19 protein-coding genes are annotated in these 19,122 nt (G+C 62.3%); 5 read left to right on the top strand and 14 right to left on the bottom strand.

Annotated elements, in window-relative coordinates; translation table 11 throughout:
• Positions 1-56: 56 nt before the first annotated feature.
• The 10 genes from BMZ35_RS10755 to BMZ35_RS10710 all read right to left on the bottom strand — a co-directional run bounded on the left by BMZ35_RS10755 (position 57) and on the right by BMZ35_RS10710 (position 9,603).
• The gene (locus BMZ35_RS10755) at positions 57-1,064 is read right to left on the bottom strand and encodes a GlxA family transcriptional regulator (RefSeq protein ID WP_093093802.1); all 1,008 of its coding nucleotides are present in this window, start codon (positions 1,062-1,064) and stop codon (positions 57-59) included.
• Complete coding sequence (locus tag BMZ35_RS10750; RefSeq protein ID WP_093093800.1) at positions 1,065-1,961, bottom strand: homocysteine S-methyltransferase family protein; 897 nt, start codon at positions 1,959-1,961, stop codon at positions 1,065-1,067.
• Complete coding sequence (locus tag BMZ35_RS10745) at positions 1,958-3,019, bottom strand: alcohol dehydrogenase family protein (RefSeq protein WP_093093901.1); 1,062 nt, start codon at positions 3,017-3,019, stop codon at positions 1,958-1,960. The genes BMZ35_RS10750 and BMZ35_RS10745 overlap by 4 nt, the downstream gene beginning before the upstream one ends.
• Before the next feature lie 166 nt (positions 3,020-3,185).
• Entirely contained in the window at positions 3,186-5,633 is a 2,448-nt protein-coding gene (locus BMZ35_RS10740) for a GcvT family protein (protein WP_093093798.1), read from the bottom strand.
• A gap of 11 nt (positions 5,634-5,644) precedes the next feature.
• Complete coding sequence (locus BMZ35_RS10735; RefSeq protein ID WP_093093796.1) at positions 5,645-6,268, bottom strand: LysE family translocator; 624 nt, start codon at positions 6,266-6,268, stop codon at positions 5,645-5,647.
• Complete coding sequence (locus BMZ35_RS10730; protein ID WP_093093794.1) at positions 6,265-6,678, bottom strand: GFA family protein; 414 nt, start codon at positions 6,676-6,678, stop codon at positions 6,265-6,267. The genes BMZ35_RS10735 and BMZ35_RS10730 overlap by 4 nt, the downstream gene beginning before the upstream one ends.
• Positions 6,671-7,042: a GFA family protein gene (locus BMZ35_RS10725; protein WP_207502957.1), complete on the bottom strand. Its 372-nt coding sequence runs from the start codon at positions 7,040-7,042 to the stop codon at positions 6,671-6,673. Before BMZ35_RS10725 ends, BMZ35_RS10730 begins: the two co-directional genes overlap by 8 nt.
• A gap of 12 nt (positions 7,043-7,054) precedes the next feature.
• Positions 7,055-7,627 (bottom strand): helix-turn-helix domain-containing protein, encoded by a 573-nt coding sequence (locus tag BMZ35_RS10720; RefSeq protein WP_093093900.1) that lies wholly within the window; start codon positions 7,625-7,627, stop codon positions 7,055-7,057.
• 245 nt (positions 7,628-7,872) lie between these two features.
• Entirely contained in the window at positions 7,873-8,328 is a 456-nt protein-coding gene (locus BMZ35_RS10715; protein WP_093093790.1) for a GAF domain-containing protein, read from the bottom strand.
• A gap of 102 nt (positions 8,329-8,430) precedes the next feature.
• Positions 8,431-9,603 carry a thiolase family protein gene (locus BMZ35_RS10710; protein ID WP_093093788.1) on the bottom strand — a complete coding sequence of 391 codons (1,173 nt, stop codon included), beginning with the start codon at positions 9,601-9,603 and terminating at the stop codon, positions 8,431-8,433.
• Positions 9,604-9,775: 172 nt separating this feature from the next.
• Here BMZ35_RS10710 and BMZ35_RS10705 point away from each other — a divergent pair, with 172 nt between their 5' ends.
• The 3 genes from BMZ35_RS10705 to BMZ35_RS10695 are packed head-to-tail and all read left to right on the top strand — an operon-like array spanning position 9,776 to position 12,210.
• A complete protein-coding gene (locus BMZ35_RS10705; protein ID WP_093093786.1) occupies positions 9,776-10,105 on the top strand; it encodes an STAS domain-containing protein in 330 nt (109 codons plus the stop codon).
• 36 nt (positions 10,106-10,141) lie between these two features.
• A complete protein-coding gene (locus BMZ35_RS10700; protein WP_165610053.1) occupies positions 10,142-10,573 on the top strand; it encodes an ATP-binding protein in 432 nt (143 codons plus the stop codon).
• Between the two features lie 59 nt (positions 10,574-10,632).
• Entirely contained in the window at positions 10,633-12,210 is a 1,578-nt protein-coding gene (locus tag BMZ35_RS10695; protein ID WP_093093782.1) for a gamma-glutamyltransferase family protein, read from the top strand.
• Positions 12,211-12,245: 35 nt separating this feature from the next.
• Here BMZ35_RS10695 and hspQ read toward each other — a convergent pair whose 3' ends face one another.
• Complete coding sequence (hspQ, locus tag BMZ35_RS10690; protein WP_093093780.1) at positions 12,246-12,572, bottom strand: heat shock protein HspQ; 327 nt, start codon at positions 12,570-12,572, stop codon at positions 12,246-12,248.
• A gap of 83 nt (positions 12,573-12,655) precedes the next feature.
• On the opposite strand from hspQ, the gene BMZ35_RS10685 reads away from it, so the two are divergent.
• On the top strand, positions 12,656-13,537 hold the full coding sequence (locus BMZ35_RS10685) for an AEC family transporter (protein WP_093093778.1): 882 nt from the start codon (positions 12,656-12,658) through the stop codon (positions 13,535-13,537).
• 87 nt (positions 13,538-13,624) lie between these two features.
• Entirely contained in the window at positions 13,625-14,212 is a 588-nt protein-coding gene (locus BMZ35_RS10680; protein ID WP_093093776.1) for a transglycosylase SLT domain-containing protein, read from the top strand.
• 13 nt (positions 14,213-14,225) lie between these two features.
• Here the strand turns inward: BMZ35_RS10680 and BMZ35_RS10675 are convergent, their stop codons facing one another.
• From BMZ35_RS10675 to BMZ35_RS10665, 3 genes are all read right to left on the bottom strand, one after another.
• The gene (locus BMZ35_RS10675) at positions 14,226-14,825 is read right to left on the bottom strand and encodes a LolA family protein (protein WP_093093899.1); all 600 of its coding nucleotides are present in this window, start codon (positions 14,823-14,825) and stop codon (positions 14,226-14,228) included.
• Between the two features lie 69 nt (positions 14,826-14,894).
• A complete protein-coding gene (locus tag BMZ35_RS10670; RefSeq protein WP_093093774.1) occupies positions 14,895-17,777 on the bottom strand; it encodes a DNA translocase FtsK in 2,883 nt (960 codons plus the stop codon).
• Between the two features lie 17 nt (positions 17,778-17,794).
• Positions 17,795-18,976 carry an aminotransferase class I/II-fold pyridoxal phosphate-dependent enzyme gene (locus BMZ35_RS10665; protein WP_093093772.1) on the bottom strand — a complete coding sequence of 394 codons (1,182 nt, stop codon included), beginning with the start codon at positions 18,974-18,976 and terminating at the stop codon, positions 17,795-17,797.
• Positions 18,977-19,122: the final 146 nt, after the last annotated feature.

Here is a 19,122-nt window from a genome sequence, read left to right as displayed (position 1 = left end):
ATGCCGATTTGGCCACAGCCTGCCACGACAAGGCGACGACAAATGTGGCAAAAACGTCAGCTGTTATTCGATAATCTCCGCACCGCGCCCGGGCCCGGTCCACGCGCCTTGCGCCGGGCTGCCGGGGTGATGCCGAAAAAGCTTTTGTAAAGCCCGCTGAACCCGGTCGCGAATCCACAGGCCAGCCCGATATCGCGCACGCTCATAGTGGTGTTCATCAACAGGTTATTGGCCCGCGCCATGCGCAGTTCGCGGTAATAGGTGTTCGGTGTCGACCCCAAGATATCCCGGAACTTGCGCTCCAGTGACCGGCTCGAAATCCCCAACAGCGCCACGATCTCCTTGATCGGCAACGGCTCTTCGATATTGGCCCGCATCAGCTCGATACATTCATCCAGCTCCGCATCCCCGGTCTCGGTCCCCCGCACACCGCTGAACGGCTGCTGAGTCGAGAAATCGCGAATCCGTTCATGTAGCATGACATCGGCAATCGTCATCTGCTGCGCCTTGCTGACATGCCGCCCCATCAACCACAGGACAAGGTCGATGGTCGACTCCATGCCCGCACAGGTCACGATCCGCCCGTCTTCCGTCACCAGCGACGATCCCGCCTCGAACACGCCCCCGCGCTCGCGCAACAGGGCGCTGTTTTCCCAATGGGTCGTCAGATGCGCATGACGGTCCCCGTGCTCCGCGATATAGCGGCTCGCCGCCTCGGCCAGCAAAAACACCTGCGCCCCGCGGAACGTGTAATCCGATACCAGCTTGCCCACTGACAGCGCCGGGTTGTCCGGGTTCGAATTGCCCAGCACAAAAAGGTATTCCGCGCTGATCCGCGCGGGCACCTTTTCCGTCTCCACGATCACCCCGGTCCGGCTGCGCATCGCGCCGCCCTTTGCCGACAGGAAATGCCACTCGAACAGGGGTCGCGCGCCGACCCGGTTGGCGATCGACAGCACCTCCAAAAGCCCGGCCAGCTCGATCAGCACGAATTCTTCGGAGACATAGATGTCAAAGCGCACAAGCGCCCCTTGCCCGTCTGTTTTGTCCTGATCCCCGGTCATTCACACAATCTCATACCCGGCCCCGCGCAACTGCGATGCCAGTTCCGCAATATGCGCCGGACCGACTTCACAACAGCCCCCGGCAAACTGCAGCCCCTCCCTGACCCAGCCCATGCAGAACCCGGCATAGGCCGCCGGATCAAGATCCGTGCGCGCCCTGAGCGCATCCACCGTGCCCCCGATCTTCAGCGCGTCAATCCCCGTGAACCCGTTGGCATAGGCCCCCACCGGAAGGCCCGCCGCCCGGATGGTGTCCAGATTGGCCGACACCACCTCGGGCTTGCAGCAATTGAGCCCAATCCCGGCAATGCCCGCCCCCGCAAGCGCGTCAACCGCATCGCGCAACGCCTCGCCCGACCGTAACTGCCCGCTGGCGTCATCCTTCAACGTCAGGAACACCCAAGTCGGCTTGCCGGTTTCCACCCCGGCCTCTGCCGCTGCCGTCGCCTCGGAAATCGCCGACAGGGTTTCGCACAGGATCAGGTCGCTGGCCCCGGCCTGCCCTTCCACGATCTCGCGATAAAGCGGCAACAGGTCGGCATGGCTCTTGCTCATGTCCGGCTGATAGGACCCGTGCAGGGGCGACAGGCAGGCGGCAATCCGCACCCCCTCGGCCCCGACCTCCTCGCGCGCCGCCTCGACCAGCTCGATCGCGCGCTTCTGCAACGGGCGGAAAAGCTCCGGCGCGCCCTCGCGCGCCAGCCGCTCGGGCGTGGCCGAATACGTGTTCAACGTGATCAGCCGCGCCCCCGCCCGGATGAAATCCGCGTGCACCCCCTGTACCACATCCGGTTCTTCCATCATCACCTTGGCCGGCCACAGCGGATGTGCAGGCATCGCGGACCGGCGGATCAACTCCTGTCCGGTACCGCCATCCTTGAGGATCACTTTTGTCATGTCTCGGTCTCCTGTGGGGGAATCAACACCAGCTTGCCCGGCAGTGTCTTCGAGGAAAAGTCCTCCTGCGCCCGCGCGATGTCCTGCAACGGATAGGTGCGCGACACCAGCGGGCGAATATCCCCGGACCGCATCAACCCGACCAGCCGTTCGAACACGACGGGCGGCTGGTAGGTACATCCATGAATGGTGATGTCCGGCAGGTAAATCTCGCGCAGGTCCGCTGTCACCATCGGCCCGGCAATCGCGCCCGACACGGCGTAATGCCCCCCCGGTTTCAGCGCGCGGATCAGGTCGGGCCAGAGCGGCCCGCCGACCACGTCGATCACCACGTCAAAACAGCTCGGCGCCGGCACCTTGCCCCGCTCAAGAATATCCGTCGCACCGGCCTCGCGCACAACCGCCACCTTGGCCGGAGCGGTCTGTCCCGTCACGCGCGCGCCGCGCAGTCGCGCAAGCTGCACCGCCGCCAGCCCCACACCGCCCGACGCCCCGGTGATCAGCACCTCCTGCCCCTCCCGCACCCCGGCGCGGGTCAGAAGGTTCTCCGCCGTGCCAAAGGCACACGGAATGGCCGCAATTTCAATGTCACTGAGGGGCGATGCGCTCACATCGTAAACATCCGCCGCGTCCACGAGGCAAAATTGCGCGAACGCACCGTCCACTTCCGAGCCAAGCGCGATATAGGCGGTCGGGTTTTCCGCCGTTGGGCGCGGCAGGTTGATCGGCCCCGTCACCCGCGCGCCAATCGGCAATGCCACACCTTCGCCCACCGCAACAACGCGGCCACACAGATCACCGCCCTGAATGCGTGGAAAATCGAGCGCCCCGGCATGCCCCCCCGCTTCACCGACCTCGCCGCTCTCCGTGGCTCCGGTCACATCGCTGGAATACCAGCCTATGCGCGTGTTGATATCGGTATTGTTCACCCCCGCCGCCAGCACCTGCACAAGCGCCTGTCCCGGTCCCGGAACAGGCACCGGAATATCCTCGCACCACTCCAGCGCCTCCGGCCCACCGTGGCGGGTCAGGTATACGCCTTTCATTGTACGAGGGATCATGACGATCTTCCTCCCAGATTGGTAAAGGGCAGCGCCTGCCTGGGGAGGCGCAAAGCGCCTGCCGGTGGACAGGCCCTCTCGGCAGATCGGCAAAAGCCGATCGCCTGCCGGCAATGAGGCGCTGCCCGGCGGTGCCGGGCTGAGCTATTCGTCAACGCGAAACTCACGCCCTCAACCGCGCATTCTCCGGGTCCCAAAGCGGCTGGTCCTCCTGCACCACGGCGCGGCATTTCTCGCCATAGATTTCCACGGCCAGCTCTGTTCCCGGCACCGCCAGGTCACTGCGCACCATGCCCAGCGCGATCGAGGCATTCACCCGGTATCCCCAACCGCCCGACGTGGTTTCCCCGACGATCTCGTCATCGTGCCAGATGCAGGACATGTACGGTGCATCCGCCTCGCCCGCATCCACGGTCAGGGTCACGAACCGCTTTTTCACCCCCTGCTGTTTCTCGGCCATGATTGCCGCCTTGCCGGGGAAATCCTGCGGCTTGTCGAGCTTCACGAACCGCTCCAGCCCGCCTTCGAGCAGCGAGTAATCCGTCGAAAGGTCGCCCTTCCACGCCCGATACCCTTTCTCCAGCCGCAACGAATTCAGCGCCCACATGCCAAAGGGCTTAGCCCCGGCGTCAAGAATGGCCTCATAGATCGCGGGCATATCCTCGTTCAGCGCATGCACCTCCCAGCCCAGCTCTCCGGCAAAGCTCACCCGGATCAGATGCGCAGGCCGCCCCGCCACGTTTGCCGCCTGATGGGTCAGCCACCCCAGTGACAGATCCGCGTCGCTCAGCCCCGCCAGCAGGTCGCGCGATTTCGGCCCGGTCACGATCAGCGTGTCCCGCGTCGTGGTCACGTCTTCCACCGTCACGCCCTCGGGCATGGCATTCAGCAGGATATCGCGGTCATGCCACTGCGCCGTGGCCGCGGTGATCATCACGAACCGGTCCTCGCCCAGCCGCATACACGACATCTCGGTCAGAATGCGCCCCCGCGCATCCGCGATGTAGACAAGGTTCATCCGCCCCACCTTGGGCAATCCCCCGGTCACCAGCCCGCGCAGCGCCTCGGCAGCCCCGTCGCCTTCCACCATGAACCGCGAGAACCCCGGCAGGTCCAGAACCCCGCACCCGTCGCGCACCGCCTCGCACTCTTCCTTGATCCGCTGTTCCCACGGGCCGGACCGGCCCCATGTGTGGGTGCTTTCCTCTGAGGTGTCATCGCCTGCTTTCGCGAACCAGTTGGCCCGCTCCCAGCCGTTATAAACGCCCATCACGCCGCCCAGCGCCTTGACCTTGTCATGCACCGGCGACAGCTTCCTGTCCGGCGCAGCAGGCCAGCGGTGCCACGGGAAGTGCATCGCGTATTCGTTGCCATACACCTCCATGCCCTTCTGCACACAGTATTCATGATCGGTGTAATCAGTATAACGGCGCGGATCGACCGACCACATGTCCCACTCGGTCGCCCCGTCCACGATCCACTCGGCCAGAACCTTCCCGGCGCCGCCGCCCTGCGCGATCCCGAAGGTGAAGACACAGTTCTCGAACGCGTTCTTCACCCCGGGCATCGGCCCGATCAGCGGCAACCCATCCGGCGCATAGGGGATCGGCCCGTTGATGATGCGGCTCACCCCGGCCTCGCCCGACACCGGCACCCGCTCCATCGCGTCCGCCACGATATCGGCAATCCGGTCAAGGTCATCCGACCACAGCTGGAAACTGAAATCATCCGGCATCGGGTCGCCCTCATGCTCCCAATGCGCCCGGCAATTCGGCTCGTAGGGGCCGATATTGATGCCATTCTTTTCCTGGCGCAGGTAATAGGACACGTCCACGTCCCGCAAAAGCGGCAGCTTGCGCCCGTTCTCCTGAGACCACGCCTCAAGCTCGGGGATCTGCTCAGTCAACAGGTACTGGTGGCTCATCACCATCATCGGCACCGTGCGCCCGCCATGGGGCTTGAACCACTCCCCGACCCGCTGCGCGTAATACCCGGCGGCATTGACCACGTAGTCACACGCAATATCGCCCTTCTCGGTATGCACGATCCACGTATCATCCGCCTGCTGCTTCACCCCCGTCGCGGGGCAGAACCGCATAATCCGCGCGCCCATGTCCCGCGCGCCCTTGGCCAAGGCCTGCGTAAGCTGCGCCGGGTCGATATCCCCGTCCGAAGGATCAAAAAGCGCCCCCGCAAGGTCATGCGTCTCAAGGAACGGATAACGCTCCTTTGCCTCTTCGGGCGTCAGCATCTCCATGCCGATCCCCTGGTACCGGCCCATTGCACAGGCCCGTTCGAACTCCTGCATCCGCTCCCGCGTATGCGCCAGCCGGATCGATCCGGTCTGGTGATAGTTCATCGGGTAATCCACCTCGTCCCCCAACCGCGCATAAAGCTCGGTGGAATAACGCTGCATGTTCATGATTGCCCAGCTGGTCGAAAAGGTCGGCACGTTGCCCGCGGCATGCCATGTCGACCCCGCGGTCAACTCGTTCTTCTCCAGCAAGACACAATCGGTCCAGCCCTTCTTGGCCAGATGATAGAGCGAAGACGTGCCAACCACACCGCCGCCAATAATCACCACGCGGGCCTTCTTTGGAAAATCAGACATCTCGCTCTCCTTCAGTCCAACAATAGCCGGGCCGCAAGCCCGCCAAACACGATAGCCGTCACTTTGTTCATGATCCCCGACACCCGGCGCAGCGCCGTGCCGAAAACCCCCGCCGCCGCGCCATAGCCGGCGGTCACGAAAAACCCGGTCACGCAGAACAGCCCGCCAAGGATCAGGATCTGCTGCCAGATTGGCCCGACCTCCGGGCGCGTGAACTGGGGCAGGAATGCCAGCACGAACAGCGCCACCTTGGGATTGAGCATATTGGTCAGAAACCCGCGCGCCGCCGCGCGCCGCAGGCTGGTTGCGCCCCTGGCCGCACCAATCTCGGCCGGTGCCCGCCACGCTTTCACGGCAAGAAACATCAGGTACGCCGCGCCCGCATAGCGGATCGCATCATAGGCCCCCGGCATCGCCATCAGCATCGTCGACACGCCCACCGCCGCCAGCACCGTATGGCCCAGCCCGCCAAGCGAAATCCCCGCCGCCGCCGCCACGCCGCTCTTCCATCCCCCCGACACGCCACAGGCTGTGGCAAACACCACATCCGCCCCCGGCGTCAGGTTCAGCACGATCCCCGCCGATACGAAGGTCAGGATCAGCACCGGGTCCATGGCCAACAGCGTGTCGATCATCCGTCGCCCTCGAACTGCTCGGCGCGACAGTCGATGTCGTAATAATCGCCCTTGTCTTTCACGAAGATATTGCGTGCCACCTGCATCCCGGTCGGCGCGTCCAGCGTCCCGGCCCCGATCGAGATCGTGTCCGCGCTCTCGTGATCCCAGAACAGGCTTGATCCGCAATAGGCACAGAACCCGCGCCGCGCCGTTTCCGACGATGCAAACCAGCGCAGCCCCCGGTCCGCGATCATCGTCAGCCCCTCGCGCATCACGGCAGTCGCCGCCCAGAAATGCCCGCTGGTGCGGCGGCACTGGCCACAATGACAGGCAATGACCGGGCGCAGTGGCCCGTGCGTTTCGAACCGGACCGCACCGCATTCGCAGCGCCCGGTGTGGCGGGGCTCAGTGTGTCGGGACTCAGTCATGTTGCACCACCCCGTCCGCGATGTCGTAGTAATCGCCCTTGCCAGCCACGAAGATATGTTTCTCAAGCCGCAACCCCGTCGGCCCGTCGATCGCCCCAAGGGCAAAGCTGATCGTGTCCTCGTCATGCGCCTTCCAGAACAGAAAGGACGCACAGCGCGGGCATGATCCGCGTTTGGCCGTGGCGCTTGACTCGTGCCAATGAACCGGCCCGGAGATCTCCAGATCCGCCTCCGGCACATAGGCCGAAGACCAGATCCCGCCCGACTGTTTGCGGCATTGCGGGCAATGGCACATCGACGCCCCCTTGGCCGCCGTGTGAACCACGAACCGGACATCCCCACACAGACAGCTTCCCTTGAGCATGATCGTGTCTCCTCAATAGACCGGCGGCGCGATCACCCAGATCGCAACGCAAGGCGCGTCATAGGGGTTGGCCCATTTGTAAAGCTCGTTCCGGAACCGGAAACTGTCACCCGCGCCAACGGTGAATTTCCGCTCGCCAATCGTCAGGTCGAGACGCCCGGAAATGATATATCCCACCTCCTGTGTCGGCCGTTTGGCCGGAAGCTGCATCTCGGAATGGGGTTCAAAGGTGGAATGCACCATCTCGAAATCATCGGTCAGGTCGGGGGACAGCAGTTCCTCGACCAGCCCCTCCTCGTAAGAACCCATCTGCCGCCGCGCACCCGCCCGCACGACATAGCCTTGCTCCTCGGCAGGGCCGCGCGACTGGCCGAACAGCATCGACATGGGCACATCCATGAGCATCGCGATTTGCCGCAGATCGGAAATCGTCGGCTCCGATTTGTCCCGCTCGACCTGGCTTAACCAACCGACCGAACGGCCCAGCGCCTCGGCCAGCTCCGCCAGCGTCACTCCCCGTGCCTTGCGCAGGGCGCGGATATCGGCCCCCAGCGTGCCAAGATCGTCCGGTAACTGGTGCAGCATGCCCGCCCCCGTGAAAAAATCATCTCGATTTTCACGCTGCACCGGGAGCGGTGAAATTTTCAAGCAAAATTTCACGCCGCAGCGCGGCGCCAGACGCCCAAAGGCGGATAAACGCAGCGCACGCTACGTTCACTGCGCGATTTCGGCGTTGGATACCGACGCAATACCGACGTGATACCGACGTTCTACCGCAGCCGATTTTGTCAATTAACCAAGGGGAGTCAGGATGATTCGCACGGTCAGGCTCAAACCCGCCCGAACACCGCGCTTAAGATTCTGTTCATCTCTTCGGCGTCCTTCCGGGTAAAGGCGTCCGGCTGATCGCTGTCGATGTCAAAGACTCCAATCAGCGCTCCGTCCTTGTCCCACACCGGCAAAACCAGCTCCGATCGGGTCGAGGAGGAGCAGGCGATATGGTCTGAGAACGCCTCCACATCCGGCACCAGCTGCACCTCGCCCGTGCGCGCGGCAGCCCCGCAAACGCCCCGTTCAAACGGGATCACAAGGCAGCCGTGGCCGCCCTGATAGGGGCCTATTTTCAAAAGGTTGGGCGCGGTCACGCGATAAAAGCCGGTCCAGTCGAACCGGTCATCCGAATGGTGCACCTCGCAGGCCACCGTCGCCATAAGCGCAACCACATCGGCCTCGCCTTCTGTCAGGGCGGCGATGGTTTGAGAAAGCGTGTCGTAGTCAACCTGCATGGCGGTCCTGCGTGTTGGGGTGGGAGGGGGGCTGTCTGCCCCCCGGTTTCAAAACAGGTTTTGAAACGCTCCCCCCGAGGGGTATTTTTGGAAAAAGAAAGATCAGACCCGCTCAATCGCGATGGCCGTGCCTTCGCCGCCACCGATGCAGATCGCCGCGACGCCGCGTTTCAGGCCGCGTTTTTCCAATGCATTCAAAAGGGTAACGATGATCCGCGCGCCCGACGCGCCGATCGGGTGGCCCAGCGCGCAGGCACCGCCATTGACGTTGACCACATCGCGGCTCAACCCCATTTCATGCATGAACGCCATCGGCACCACGGCAAAGGCTTCGTTCACTTCCCAGAGGTCGACATCGTCCTTGGACCAGCCGATTTTCTCCAGCAATTTCTGTGCCGCCGGCACCGGCGCGGTGGTGAACAGGCCCGGCGCCTGGGCGTGGCTGGCATGACCCACGATACGCGCACGCACCTGCAGCCCTTGCGCTTCAGCGGCCTCCTCCGAGGCAATCACCAGCGCCGCGGCCCCGTCCGAGATCGACGAGGAATTGGCCGGTGTGACCGTGCCATCCTTGCGGAAGGCGGGCTTGAGATGCGGGATCTTTTCGGGGCGCGCATTGCCCGGCTGTTCGTCCTCGGACACCTCGACATCGCCCTTGCGGGTCTTGAGCGTCACCGGTGCGATCTCGCCTTCGAAAGCCCCGGATTTCTGGGCTTCGAGCGCGTTGGACAGGGATTTCAGCGCGTATTCATCCTGTGCCTCACGGGTGAACTGGAAGCTTTCGGCGCAATCCTCGGCGAAGGTGCCCATCAAGCGCCCCTTGTCATAGGCATCTTCGAGCCCGTCGAGGAACATGTGATCCTGTACCTGCTGATGCCCGATCCGGGCCCCGCCGCGCATTTTCGGCAGGATGTAAGGGGCGTTGGTCATGCTCTCCATGCCGCCTGCGATCATGACCTCGCGATCGCCCAAAGCGACCGCGTCAAACGCCATCATCGCCGCTTTCATACCCGATCCGCACATCTTGTTGAGCGTGGTGGCGGGCACCTCTTCGCCCAGCCCACCCTTGAACCCGGCCTGGCGCGCGGGGGCCTGGCCCTGTCCGGCGGGCAGAACGCAGCCCATCAGAACCTCGTCCACCGTCTTGGCGCCTGCGTTTTCCAGCGCCGCGCGAATCGCCGCGCCGCCCAGTTCCGCCGCCTCGATGCCGTCAAATACCCCCTGAAAGCCGCCCATCGGCGTGCGGGCTGCCCCTGCAATCACCACGTTTTTCATGCCAATTCTCCTCGGATTTGTATCGCTGGCCCATTCCTGCCCCGCAACTGTTGCAGGGGTGTTGCAAACAGATTGCGCGTTGCGCGGCAAAGCGCAAGTCGCACCCTGCTCACGGATTGGTAAGGAATCGCGCATATGCTTGGCCAAACTCTGCAAGGAAGGAGCGGCAGGCATGGATTTGTCCAGCGCGGTTGAGGGCGACATACTCGTGGTCACGGTCAATGAAACCCGTATCGACGCCTCGGTGGCGATCCAGTTCAAGGATCGCATGCGCGAAGAAACCGACGCGGTCACGGGCCGCGTCGTGCTTAATCTCGAACAGGTGGATTTCATCGACTCAAGCGGGCTTGGCGCGATTGTCGCCGCCATGAAGCAGCTTGGTACAAATCACCGGATGGATCTGTCCTGTCTCAACGAAAACGTCGACAAGGTGTTTCGCCTCACTCGCATGGACACGGTGTTCCGTATCCACGGGACGGTGGGCGAGGCGCTTTCCCAGTAACCCGGCATGGTCCCAGAAAAAGGAGCGCGCTGCAGCGTGACCAATTCTCCTTCGCCCATCCATATCGAACTGGAAGGCACCCCGCAGGAGGTGCGCGCGGCCCTGATCCGGCTGCGAAGCAAGCTCTCGCTGCCGCGCTTCGCCCATATTGACGTCGGAACCCTTGAAATTGTTTTGGGAGAGGTGCTCAACAACGTGGTCGAACATGCGCTCGCGGGGCGCAAGGATGGGCGGATCGCGTTGACCTGCGACCTTGGTGAAAACTGCTGGAACGTTTTGGTGCGCGACAACGGTGCGCCCATGCCGGACAACAACCTGCCCTCGGGCATTGCCCCGGATGTCAGCATTGCCATGGCGGACCTTCCCGAAGGGGGGTTTGGCTGGTCCTTGGTTCGCATGCTTGCGCATGACATTCATTACCACCGTAACAACGGCTGGAACACGTTGTCCTTGCGGGTCGATTGCTGAGCCTTGGCATCCCGTATGCGCGCGCTTAGTCTCGCGTGGCGAGCAAGGGGAAAACAACGATGAGAGATTTGCAACGTCCGGGGCGTTCGGCGGTGATGGCCATGAACGGCATCTGCGCCACGTCCCATCCGATTGCGGCCGAAGCCGCCGTCGACATTCTCAAGCGCGGCGGCACGGCAATGGATGCCGCCATTGCCGGCGCGGTGCTGCTGGGCTTGTGCGAGCCGCAGTCCACCGGGATCGGCGGCGATTGTTTTGCACTGGTCTCCCCGGCGGGCTGCGACGACGTACTGGCCTTCAACGGATCGGGCACCGCGCCTGCCGCAGCGGACGCGGCCGATCTGCGCAATAAGGGTTTGGCAACAATTCCCCTGCATTCTGTGCATGCAGTCACGTTGCCCGGCGCCGTCGACATGTTCTGCACCCTGTCCGAACGGTTCGGCAAACTGGGCCTCGACGTCAGCCTTGCCCCGGCGATCCATTATGCCGAAGCCGGTGTACCGATTGCCCAGCGTGTCGCCTTTGACCTCGCCCGCGAGGCCAAGGTGCTTCAGGGCGCGTCGCGACGGCACTATCTTCATGACGATGCCGTGCCGGTGCTTGGGTCGATTTTCCGCGCGCCCGGCCAGGCCGAAGTGCTGCGCCGCATCGCCCGTGACGGGCGTGATGCTTTCTACTCGGGCGAGATTGCCGAGGACATGGTGACCTCGCTGAACGCCGTCGGCGGTGCGCATACGATGGACGATTTTGCCGACGTTTCCGGCATGGAAACCACCCCTGTTTCAGGGACTTACAAGGCCTCCGAACTGGTCGAGCATCCGCCCAACGGGCAAGGCGCGACAGCGATCCTGTTGCTCAACATCCTCAAGCACTTCGACATTGCCGGCATGGATCCCCTTGGCGCCGAGCGGGTCCATATCGAAGCCGAAGCCGCCAAGCTGGCCTATGACGCGCGCAATCGCTTCATCGCCGATCCGGATCATACGACGCGCCTTGATCACCTTCTGGCCCCCGACACCGCCGCGAAACTGGCCGCACTTATTGATCCGAATAAGGCAATGACCGCCCCCGCCACGCTCGGAGAGGCGGTGCACAAGGACACCGTCTACATAACCGTGGTCGACAAGGATCGCATGGCCGTGTCGCTCATCTATTCGATTTTTCACGGTCTCGGGTCCGGCATCGCGTCCGAGAAGTTCGGTATCCTGTTTCAGAACCGCGGCGCGGGTTTCACCTTGCAAGAGGGGCATCCGAACGAACTCAAGGGCGGCAAACGCCCGATGCACACGATCATTCCGGGCATGCTGCGCCGTGATGGCCGTGTCGAGATGCCCTTTGGCGTGATGGGCGGTCAGTATCAGCCCAACGGCCATGCCCGTTTTCTTTCGAACATGGTCGATTTCGGCATGGACCCGCAAAGCGCCATCGACGCCCCGCGCAGTTTTACCGATGGCGGCAGGCTCAAGGTCGAGCGCGGGTATTCGGACAAGGTGCGGCAGACTCTGGCCGATATGGGGCATGACATCGAGGTCCCGGACGTCCCCATCGGCGGCGCACAGGCCATTCGTATTCACCAAAACGGGGTGCTTGAAGGCGCATCCGATCCCCGCAAGGACGGTTGCGCAATCGGGTACTAAGCAGGCAAATGGCGCGTCCCGACGTGCCTTTTCCGTCAGTTCAAATGGAAATGGAGCGGGTAGGTGCCGTCTTCGAACGGTCCGAACATCTCGTCGAGATCCGGGTGGCTGACCGGCTCCCCCGAGTAATCCGCGACCAGGTTCTGTTCGGAGACGTACGCCACGTAATAGCTCTGATCATTCTCCGCCAGAAGGTGATAGAACGGTTGCTCTTTCGACGGTCGGCTGTCTTCGGGAATGGCTTCATACCACTCCTGTGTATTCGCGAACTCTGGATCGACGTCAAACACCACACCACGGAACGGATGCTTGCGGTGACGGACGACCTGACCCAGATGATATTTTGCGCGTGTTCTCAACATTACTTGCAGCCCCTACCCCCCAAAGGTAGACCCTTCAAGGGGGTTTTGTCCAATTTTTGCCACATTTTCCCGGGAAACAGTCTGTGAACCTTATCTTGACAGTTCTTGAGATCGTCGCGCCTGTCTTCCTCTTGGCCGGGCTTGGCTTCCTGTGGGTCAAGGCGGGATTCGAGTATAGAATTCAATTTGTTACCCGTCTGGCGATGACCGTGGCCGTGCCCTGCCTGATCTTCACGGCGCTGATGAAAACCGAGGCGGATCTGGCCTCGCTCGTCACGCTGACGCTCGCCGGCACCGTCGGCTATACCGCGATTGGCGCGCTCGGACTGTCCCTTCTGGTTGTGGCAAATCTGAATCTCCGCACCTATCTGGCCCCCTTCATTTTCGGAAACACCGGCAATCTCGGCATCCCTTTGGCGCTTTTTGCATTCGGCCAGCCGGGGCTGGAAAAAGCCGTCGTGATGCTGGCGCTTTCGGCAATCCTGTCTTTCACCATTGGTATCTGGCTCGTGGCCGGGCGGGGTTCGTTCGGCAAGATGATGAAGGAACCGATGATCTGGGCAACCATTCTCGGGGCGTTGTTTCTCTGGCAGGGCTGGGAAACGCCGCGCTTTCTCACCAACACGCTTGACCTGATCGGACAGATGGCAATCCCGTTGATGCTGATCACACTTGGCGTGGCCGTAGCCCGTCTCACGCCGGGGCGTGTCGTGACGGCGGTCTGGCTGTCGCTGGTCAAGCTCGTGCTTTGTGCGGCTGTTGGCTGGGGCGTGGCCCACCTCTTTGGCCTGACCGGGACAAGCTTTGGCGTGCTCGTCCTGCAATTGGCCACCCCGGTTGCCGTGACCGCCTATCTCCTGGCCGAAAAATACGAGGCCGACAGCGAGGCGGTGGCCGGTTTCGTCGTGGTCTCGACCCTGACCTCGGTCATTGGCCTGCCGCTCTTGCTGGGCCTGCTTGTCTGAGGTCAAATCCCTGGGGCAATTGTGATTTCCCCTTCCGGGCAAAATCCTCTAAACTGCAAAGAAAAAACAAGACATAGCGAGAGGCAGATGAGCAGACTTCTTCGCGCCCTGGTCATTCTTGTGCTCGTTGCCTCCTGTGGCGGCGGCGACAAGACGCCACCGCGCAACATGGAAAACGCGTGTTCCATCCTTCAGGAACGCAAGCATTTCAAACGCGCCTTCAAGGCAACGCAACGCAAATGGGGCGTGCCGATCAACGTGCAGATGGCCATCCTTTATCAGGAGAGCAAGTTCGTCTCCAATGCGCGCACCCCCAACAAATACGTTCTGGGCGTGCTGCCGATGGGCCGCCAAAGCAGCGCCTATGGCTATGCACAGGCGCTGGATGCCACCTGGGATCATTACCGCCAGAGCACGGGCAACCGCAGTGCCAAACGCACCAATATCCGAGATGCGACCGATTTCATGGGCTGGTACATGAACCAGACCAAGGAGCGCAACGGCGTCGCCTTGTCGGACGCGCGGGGTCAATACCTGGCCTATCACGAAGGGCACACCGGCTATAATCGCGGCACCTACAAGAACAAGTCCTGGCTTCTCCGCGTGGCGGATCAGGTCGACGACCGTTCACGCCGGTATCGCCACCAGCTCGAGAAATGCACGCGCCTTCGCTAAGGCGCGCTGATCCTCAGTTGTTCCGCTTGAGCAGGAGCTCGATGTTGAAGATCGAGTTCTTCAGAGCGAGATCCCGTTCGGTTTCTCCAAGGATCACGGTTGTCCGGCTGCCATTGCCGTCATTGATGATCCATTGCCGCAGCTCCACCGGGTCAGCGGTGAATTTCAGCTGGATATTGCCATATTCCGGGTGCTCGGGGTCTTGCGCGGTGACGATGGTCGCCGTGCCATCATAGTCGTGGCCGACAACCATGTTCGCGCGTTGGAGATCGACGTTCTTTGCCAAAATGATCGACAGCGGCGTGCGTTGAAGCGGATAGGTCTCGGGCGGCTGGTTCGACCGCCCGTCAAAGATTGCCACCGTGTTGCCGCTGGTCAGTACAAGCGCCTTTTCCGGCGGGTTGTATTCGAACCGCATCCGCCCCGGACGCTTGATATAAAGGTTGCCCGTCTGCACCGAGCCATCATCTGAAATCTGGGTGAATTCGGATTTCACGGTTTTCATCGCATTGAGATAGGTCGAAAGCGCGTCCAGCGACAGCTTTTCAGCCATCGCAGGAAATGCCGTGGCCACCAAGAGGGCCGGCGCCAGAAGAAGTCGTTTCATCATCATGAGTCCCATCTAAACACAAACCGCCGGGATTTCAGCCCCGGCGGTTCATCACGAAATCGCGCGCGCAAATTATTGCTCAGGCACAAGAATCTCGCGCTTGCCCACATGGTTGGCCGGGCTGACCAACCCCTCGTCTTCCATCTGTTCCACAAGGCGTGCGGCCTTGTTATAGCCGATGGCCAGCTTGCGCTGGATGTAAGATGTCGAACATTTGCGATCCTTGATCACGATGGCAACGGCCGCGTCATAAAGCGCGTCTTCGCCATTGGTGTTGCCGCCTGTCGACAGGCCCAGAACCGCGTCAATATCGTCAGCCTTTTCCTCGTCCGGCCCCTCGACGACACCGCTCATGTATTCCGGCGGGCCAAAGCTCTTGAGGTGGTTGACGATTTCCTCAACCTCTTCATCGCTCACGAACGGACCGTGGCAGCGGGTGATCTTTGCGCCACCAGCCATGTAAAGCATGTCCCCCATGCCCAGAAGCTGCTCGGCGCCCATCTCGCCAAGGATCGTACGGCTGTCCACTTTCGACGTCACCTGGAACGAAATCCGGGTCGGGAAGTTGGCCTTGATCGTGCCGGTAATCACGTCCACCGACGGGCGCTGCGTTGCCATGATGATATGGATGCCGCTGGCCCGCGCCATCTGCGCAAGGCGCTGGATACAAGCTTCAATCTCCTTGCCCGCCACCATCATCAGGTCGGCCATTTCGTCGACGACCACCACGATATAGGGCATTTTCTCGGGCATCAGTTCTTCGGTCTCGAACACGGGCTCGCCCGTCTCGTCGTCAAACCCGGTCTGTACCGTGCGGCTGAACATTTCGCCCTTGGCCAGCGCATCTGCCACGCGGCTGTTATAGCCGTCGATGTTGCGCACGCCCATCTTGGACATCTTGCGATAGCGCTCTTCCATCTCGCCAACGGTCCATTTGAGCGCAACAACCGCCTTCTTCGGGTCGGTCACAACCGGCGAAAGAAGGTGCGGAATACCGTCATAAACGCTCAGTTCGAGCATCTTGGGGTCGATCATGATCAACCGGCATTCCTCCGGCGTCAGCTTGTAGAGCAGCGACAGGATCATGGTGTTGATCGCCACTGATTTACCGGAACCGGTGGTCCCCGCGATCAGGAGGTGAGGCATCTTGGCAAGGTTCGCCACGATTGGGTCGCCACCAATGTCCTTGCCCAGCGCCAGCGGCAGCTTCTGGTTGCCGTCGCCATAATCCCGGCTCGACAGGATTTCGCGGAAGCCCACCATCTCGCGGTTTTCATTGGGCAGTTCGATCCCGATCACGCTCCGGCCCGGCACGGTCGACACACGGGCAGACAGGGCTGACATCGAACGCGCGATATCGTCCGCCAGACCAATCACGCGGCTCGCCTTGAGCCCCGGAGCGGGCTCCAGTTCGTACATGGTCACGACGGGGCCCGGACGCACCGAAACGATCTCGCCCTTCACGCCATAATCATCCAGCACGGTTTCCAGCATCCGCGCATTTTCTTCCAGCGCCTCGTCGCTCAGGTGATGGCGCTGAATGTCCATCGGGTTGGACAAAAGGCTCAGCGGAGGCAGCTCATAGGCGACCTTGTTTTCTTCGAACGCCAGCGACGGCTGGGCTTCGGCCTTGGCCCGGCTCGACGGTTGCACCGTTTTGCGGGTGCGCGGCTGAACAACTTTCTTGGGCTCTGCCACGGGGATCGGTTGATAAGCCGCCGCAGTTGGGGCCGGGCTTTGCAGGGGAAGCGCTTCTTCGGCCACATCCATCGCCATCGGCGCATCCTGCACAGGCGCCGACAACGGCGGTTCCGCCCGCAGGGGCGCGGATGCCGTCAGCGGCGGTTCCGGTCGCAGTTCAACATGCGCATGCTCGGGGTGCGGCTGTTCCTCAAGAACCAACGGATCGGGGCCACGCCCCCGGCCACGCGTCAGCGGCTTGTCCGGATGCAGGTCGGGCGGCGCAACCGGCGCCCCCCGGCGCGCACGGCTGCGCACCACATCGGCAATCTTGGCCTTGATACGGTCTTCACCCGGCGCATCGTCAATCTCGTCGACAAAGATGTTCTCGACCAGCTCCGGCTCCGGCATCGGCTCGGGCGCTGGCTCGGCCCGTTTGATCAGGGACGGCATCCGCAGGCGCGGTTTTGGCGCAGGTGCGGCGTCCATCGGTTCGGCCATGTCGTCCTCGATCACGGCCGCGTCCTGCCAGCCAGCCTCGGCGGCGGCCTGCACTCTGGCCTCGGCTTCACTACGCCGTTCCTGCCGACGAGCCTGTGCGGTCTTTGCGGCGGCGAATGCCCCGTTGGCTCCACGCCCGATCACCGTCATCAACCCGGCATAGGTCAAAACGATCCCGACAATCGCCATCCGTGCAAGGCGCTGAAGCTCGTCACGGGTGAATCCCAGAACAAACAGGCTCATCGCCACGAACGCCAGCCCCATGACCAGCGACAAAAGCTTGACGCCGGTCGACGCGCTCACCGGAAGAATGGTCAACAGTGCGCCCGTAACGGTGTCGCCGAACATACCCCCCAGCCCGAAACTGTTCGTCCAGGTTTCGCCCGGCGTCAGGGTCGAGGCATAGACCGCCCCAAGCGCAAGCATGATTGGCGCCAGGATCACGCGGTTGATTGCCCGTTCCTCACCCCAATGCATCGCGAACCGCACACCCCATGCGCCCAGCACAAAGGCCAATCCCCAGCTGCTCCAGCCAATAATCATGAACAGCGGCGCCGCAATCGACGCGCCAATCCGCCCCATCCAGTTCTGCACCGGCGCATCCGTGACCGAAATCCAGCTCGGGTCATTGGGCGTGTACGAGGCGATCATCGCAGCCGACATCAAGGCCAGCCCGATCAGCACGATCCCGATCAGCTCCTTGCCGCGTTTCTCGATTGCTGCCTGCATGTTGCTGTCCAACAGCGGGTCCCGCCCTCGTGCCTGAAATGCCATCTCGTTCCCTCGTCTTTTTATCCGTAGAGGCAGTCGCGCAGCTTTGTCAGCGCTTCAGCCACCTCGGCCTTTGGGGCCACCAGCGCGACCCGAACATACCCTTTACCGGGGTTTTCCCCGTTTACATCGCGACTGAGATACGCGCCCGGCAACACCCGGACCCCTGTTTCCGTCCACGCCTTCACCGCTGCTGCCTCGCCATCTTCGACCGGCAGCCACAGGAAAAACCCGGCCCGCGGGCTGACATAGCCCGGCACATCCGCGAAAATTTCATCTGCCAGGTCAAACTTTTCGGCATAAAGTCGGCGGTTTTCCTCGACATGCGCCTCATCCGCCCAAACCTTTTCCGCCGCGCGCTGCAACGGCAACGGCAAGGGCGCCCCTGAATAGGCCCGAAGCTGCATGATACGCTTGAGGCTCTCCGGCCCGCCCGCAACAAATCCCGACCGCAGCCCCGGCAGGTTCGACCGCTTGGAAAGCGAATGGAAAATCACTACCCGCTCTGGATCGGCCCCCATCTCCGCAGCAACTTGCAACGCGCCCACCGGTGCCTCGCCCCGGTAGATTTCCGAATAACATTCATCCGCGAAAATGCGGAAATCATACCGCTCGGCCAGCGCGATCAGCGCTTCCCAATAGGCGCGATCCGCCACCGCGCCCTGCGGGTTGGCCGGCGAACAGAGATAGGCAATTGCCGTGCGCCGCAGCACGTCCTCGGGCAGGGCGCAATAGTCCGGCAGGAATCCGTTTTCCGCCCGCGCCGCAACATAAACCGGCTCTGCCCGAACCGAGATCGCCGCCACCGCATAGACCTGGTAGAACGGGTTCGGCGTGAGAATGACAGGCGCCTGCCCGTCCTTCTCTTCGGGACAAAGCGCCATGGCGGCATTGTAGAGCCCTTCGCGCGTGCCATTGAGCGCCATCACCTGCGTCGCCGGGTCCACCGCAACGCCATAGCGCCGCAAGATCCAATCCGAAATCGCCTGCTGCAACTCCGGTGTGCCGTCATTGGGAGGATATTGATTGAACCCTTCGGCATGTTCGGAAATCACATCGGTGACCCATGCTGGAAAAGCATGCTTGGGTTCGCCAATCGTCATGTGCACCACCGGACCGCCCGGGTCCAGATGGTCCAAAAGCGCCCGCAAACGCGGAAACGCATAGGCCGGTAGGTTCGAAAACCGCTCGGGGAACACCATTCTTCAACTGCCTCAGCTTCGGGATCATTTCGCCCCGTTTGTACCCAAGTTACCGAAACCCACTCCGCTCGTCCAGAAAAATGCCCGCGAATCCGCGTCTTGTGGCCTCTGCGCCACCACGACCACGTCGTACCCTGTTTCTCAAT

The sequence above is a fragment of the Shimia aestuarii genome (assembly GCF_900114635.1).
GTDB classification, from domain to species: Bacteria; Pseudomonadota; Alphaproteobacteria; order Rhodobacterales; family Rhodobacteraceae; genus Shimia; species Shimia aestuarii.
The sequence above is the reverse complement of the archived record's forward strand: the minus strand, read 5'-3'. Positions and strand labels throughout refer to the sequence as shown.

Excerpts from the sequence above, each read along its gene's own strand:
- BMZ35_RS10755 (WP_093093802.1), bottom strand. The coding sequence starts at position 1,064 with ATGACCGGGGATCAGGACAAAACAGACGGGCAAGGGGCGCTTGTGCGC.
- BMZ35_RS10750 (WP_093093800.1), bottom strand. The coding sequence starts at position 1,961 with ATGACAAAAGTGATCCTCAAGGATGGCGGTACCGGACAGGAGTTGATC.
- BMZ35_RS10740 (WP_093093798.1), bottom strand. The coding sequence starts at position 5,633 with ATGTCTGATTTTCCAAAGAAGGCCCGCGTGGTGATTATTGGCGGCGGT.
- BMZ35_RS10735 (WP_093093796.1), bottom strand. The coding sequence starts at position 6,268 with ATGATCGACACGCTGTTGGCCATGGACCCGGTGCTGATCCTGACCTTC.
- BMZ35_RS10730 (WP_093093794.1), bottom strand. The coding sequence starts at position 6,678 with ATGACTGAGTCCCGACACACTGAGCCCCGCCACACCGGGCGCTGCGAA.
- BMZ35_RS10725 (WP_207502957.1), bottom strand. The coding sequence starts at position 7,042 with ATGCTCAAGGGAAGCTGTCTGTGTGGGGATGTCCGGTTCGTGGTTCAC.
- BMZ35_RS10720 (WP_093093900.1), bottom strand. The coding sequence starts at position 7,627 with ATGCTGCACCAGTTACCGGACGATCTTGGCACGCTGGGGGCCGATATC.
- BMZ35_RS10715 (WP_093093790.1), bottom strand. The coding sequence starts at position 8,328 with ATGCAGGTTGACTACGACACGCTTTCTCAAACCATCGCCGCCCTGACA.
- BMZ35_RS10710 (WP_093093788.1), bottom strand. The coding sequence starts at position 9,603 with ATGAAAAACGTGGTGATTGCAGGGGCAGCCCGCACGCCGATGGGCGGC.
- BMZ35_RS10705 (WP_093093786.1), top strand. The coding sequence starts at position 9,776 with ATGGATTTGTCCAGCGCGGTTGAGGGCGACATACTCGTGGTCACGGTC.
- BMZ35_RS10695 (WP_093093782.1), top strand. The coding sequence starts at position 10,633 with ATGAGAGATTTGCAACGTCCGGGGCGTTCGGCGGTGATGGCCATGAAC.
- hspQ (WP_093093780.1), bottom strand. The coding sequence starts at position 12,572 with ATGTTGAGAACACGCGCAAAATATCATCTGGGTCAGGTCGTCCGTCAC.
- BMZ35_RS10680 (WP_093093776.1), top strand. The coding sequence starts at position 13,625 with ATGAGCAGACTTCTTCGCGCCCTGGTCATTCTTGTGCTCGTTGCCTCC.
- BMZ35_RS10675 (WP_093093899.1), bottom strand. The coding sequence starts at position 14,825 with ATGATGATGAAACGACTTCTTCTGGCGCCGGCCCTCTTGGTGGCCACG.
- BMZ35_RS10670 (WP_093093774.1), bottom strand. The coding sequence starts at position 17,777 with ATGGCATTTCAGGCACGAGGGCGGGACCCGCTGTTGGACAGCAACATG.
- BMZ35_RS10665 (WP_093093772.1), bottom strand. The coding sequence starts at position 18,976 with ATGGTGTTCCCCGAGCGGTTTTCGAACCTACCGGCCTATGCGTTTCCG.